Here is a 3060-nt window from a genome sequence, read left to right as displayed (position 1 = left end):
CGCCCAGGGGGCGGCCCCTGTGCCGCCCCCTGGGCGTCCTCCTGGTCCGCCCAGGAGCGGTTGCGCTCGGCGGCCCGCGCCATGCTGCTCGCGGCGGCCCTGGCCGCCCGCGGCCCCGCCGGCTACCACGGCGCCCGCCACCGCCGGCCCGCCGAGGAGACCGTGGGCAGGGCCCTCATCGGCCCCGACGCGGACGGCCGGCGGCTGACCGCCTTCCTGCCCGTCGAGGGCGGCCGCGCCACCGCCACCACCCTGCTGCGGGCCCTCCAGGCCACCCGGGACGCCGTCGACTACCAGCGGGCCACCGGCGGCTTCGAGGCCTTCGCGGCGGCCGTGCGGCTCGGCGTCTGCCAGGAGCTCACCGAGGCCGTGGTGGCCCTGGTGCGCGGCGCGGAGGGGGCCAGGATCGCGCTGGAGTGGTCCCCGGCCGCCGGGGCCCCCGAGGGCTTCGCCGAGCGGCCGGAGCCCGTGGAGTTCTCGCCCGGCGACCTGCCGGCGCTGCGCGAGGCCGGCGCCCGCTACGTACGGGACGAGCCGTCGGTGCCGGTCCGGCTCACCGGCACGGTGATACGGCTGCGGCGCTCGGCCCCCGACGGCCCCGGCACCGTACGGCTGCGGGTCCTCGCCGGCGCGGAGGTCACCCAGGTCCGCATGGCGCTGGGGGAGGGGGACTACCGCGTCGCCGGCCACGCCCATCTCGTCGGGCTGCCCGTGCGGGTCAGCGGCCGGCTGGAGAGCCGCGGCGGCTTCCGCCGGCTCACCGGGGCCTGCGAGGTGGTGCCGGTGCACGTGGACGCGGCGGAGCGGGACCGGCTGCTGAAGTCCCTCCGGGAGAACCTCGACTTCTTCGGCGAGGCGTGCGGGCCCGGCGACTGAGCGCCGGGCCGGGCGGGCAGCTCGGGCCGGGCAGGCAGGCAGGCAGGCCGGGGCCGGACCGGACCGGGGAAAGCGTTTCGCGGGCGGGCCGGGCGGCTCGGTACCATGCGGTAGCGCACTGCGATGCCCGTGCAGTGCTTCCCTTCAGTCAGGAGAGACCGGTGTCAGACGTCCGTGTGATCATCCAACGCGATTCCGAGCGGGAAGAGCGCGTGGTGACGACGGGCACTACGGCTGCCGATCTCTTCGCGGGCGAGCGCACCGTCGTGGCCGCGCGCGTGGCGGGCGAGCTCAAGGACCTGGCGTACGAGATCGAGGACGGCGCGGAGGTCGAGCCGGTCGAGATCTCCTCCGAGGACGGCCTGAACATCCTGCGCCACTCGACCGCGCACGTCATGGCCCAGGCCGTGCAGGAGCTCTTCCCCGAGGCGAAGCTGGGCATCGGCCCGCCGATCAAGGACGGCTTCTACTACGACTTCGACGTCGCCGAGCCGTTCACCCCCGAGGACCTCAAGCGCATCGAGAAGAAGATGCAGGAGATCCAGAAGCGGGGCCAGCGGTTCTCGCGCCGGGTCACCACCGACGAGGACGCCCGGGTCGAGCTCGCGAACGAGCCGTACAAGCTGGAGCTCATCGGCCTCAAGGGCAACGCCGCGCAGGCCGCCGACGGCGCCGACGCCGAGGTGGGCGCGGGCGAGCTGACCATCTACGACAACCTGGACGCCAAGACCGGCGAGCTGTGCTGGAAGGACCTCTGCCGGGGTCCGCACCTGCCCACCACCCGGGTCATCCCCGCGTTCAAGCTGATGCGCTCGGCCGCCGCGTACTGGCGCGGCAGTGAGAAGAACAAGCAGCTCCAGCGGATCTACGGCACCGCGTGGCCGTCGAAGGACGAGCTGAAGGCGTACCTGGAGTTCCTCGCCGAGGCGGAGAAGCGCGACCACCGCAAGCTCGGTGCCGAGCTGGATCTCTTCTCCTTCCCCGACGAGGTGGGCCCCGGCCTGGCCGTCTTCCACCCCAAGGGCGGCGTCGTCCGCAAGGTGATGGAGGACTACTCCCGCAAGCGGCACGAGGACTCCGGCTACGAGTTCGTGAACACCCCGCACATCTCGAAGGAGCACCTCTTCGAGACCTCCGGGCACCTGCCGCACTACGCGGAGGCCATGTTCCCGCCCATCGAGTTCGACGGGCAGAACTACCGCCTCAAGGCCATGAACTGCCCGATGCACAACCTGATCTTCAAGTCGCGCGGGCGCTCCTACCGCGAGCTGCCGCTGCGCCTGTTCGAGTTCGGCACGGTGTACCGGTACGAGAAGTCGGGCGTCGTGCACGGCCTGACCCGCTCGCGCGGCTTCACCCAGGACGACTCGCACATCTACTGCACCAAGGAGCAGATGGCGGAGGAGCTCGACAAGCTCCTCACCTTCGTCCTGGACCTGCTGCGCGACTACGGCCTGAACGAGTTCGAGCTGGAGCTGTCCACCCGCGACGACTCCGACAAGTTCATCGGCTCGGACGAGGACTGGGCCGAGGCCACCGAGGCGCTGCGCCAGGCCGCCGAGAAGCAGGGCCTGCCGCTGGTGCCGGACCCGGGCGGCGCCGCGTACTACGGCCCGAAGATCTCGGTGCAGGCGCGCGACGCGATCGGCCGGTCCTGGCAGATGTCGACCCTGCAGGTGGACTTCAACCAGCCCAAGCGGTTCGGCCTGGAGTACACCTCGGCGGACGGCTCCAAGCAGCAGCCGGTCATGCTGCACCGCGCGCTGTTCGGCTCGATCGAGCGGTTCTTCGGCGTGCTGCTGGAGCACTACGCGGGCGCGTTCCCGGCGTGGCTGGCCCCGGTGCAGGCGATCGGCATCCCGGTCGGCGACGCGCATGTGTCGTACCTGCAGGACTTCGCCCAGGAGGCGAGGAAGCGCGGGCTGCGGGTCGAGGTGGACGCCTCGTCCGACCGGATGCAGAAGAAGATCCGCAACGCGCAGAAGTCCAAGGTGCCGTTCATGATCATCGTGGGTGACGACGACATGAACGCGGGCACGGTCTCCTTCCGCTACCGCGACGGTTCGCAGAAGAACGGCATCGCCCGCGACGAGGCGATCGCCGAGCTCGTGGATGTGGTGGAGCGCCGCGTCCAGGTGTGACCCGCTGGGACGAGGGGGGGGGGGGGGGGGGGGGGGGGGGGGG

2 protein-coding genes are annotated in these 3060 nt (G+C 72.1%); both read left to right on the top strand.

Features of this window, described 5'->3' with window-relative positions; all coding sequences use genetic code 11:
- A partial coding sequence (locus ACSNOD_RS30055) for a hypothetical protein (protein ID WP_436770241.1) occupies window positions 1–876 on the top strand: 876 nt, incomplete at its 5' end.
- Between the two features lie 161 nt (window positions 877–1037).
- On the top strand, window positions 1038–3017 hold the full coding sequence (thrS, locus tag ACSNOD_RS30050; protein WP_436770240.1) for a threonine--tRNA ligase: 1980 nt from the start codon (window positions 1038–1040) through the stop codon (window positions 3015–3017).
- Window positions 3018–3060: the final 43 nt, after the last annotated feature.

It is taken from the genome of Streptomyces sp. URMC 123, assembly GCF_051386515.1.
In the GTDB taxonomy this organism is placed as follows: domain Bacteria; phylum Actinomycetota; class Actinomycetes; order Streptomycetales; family Streptomycetaceae; genus Streptomyces.
Note: the sequence above shows the minus strand (reverse complement) of the source record. Positions and strands in the feature narration are given on the sequence as shown.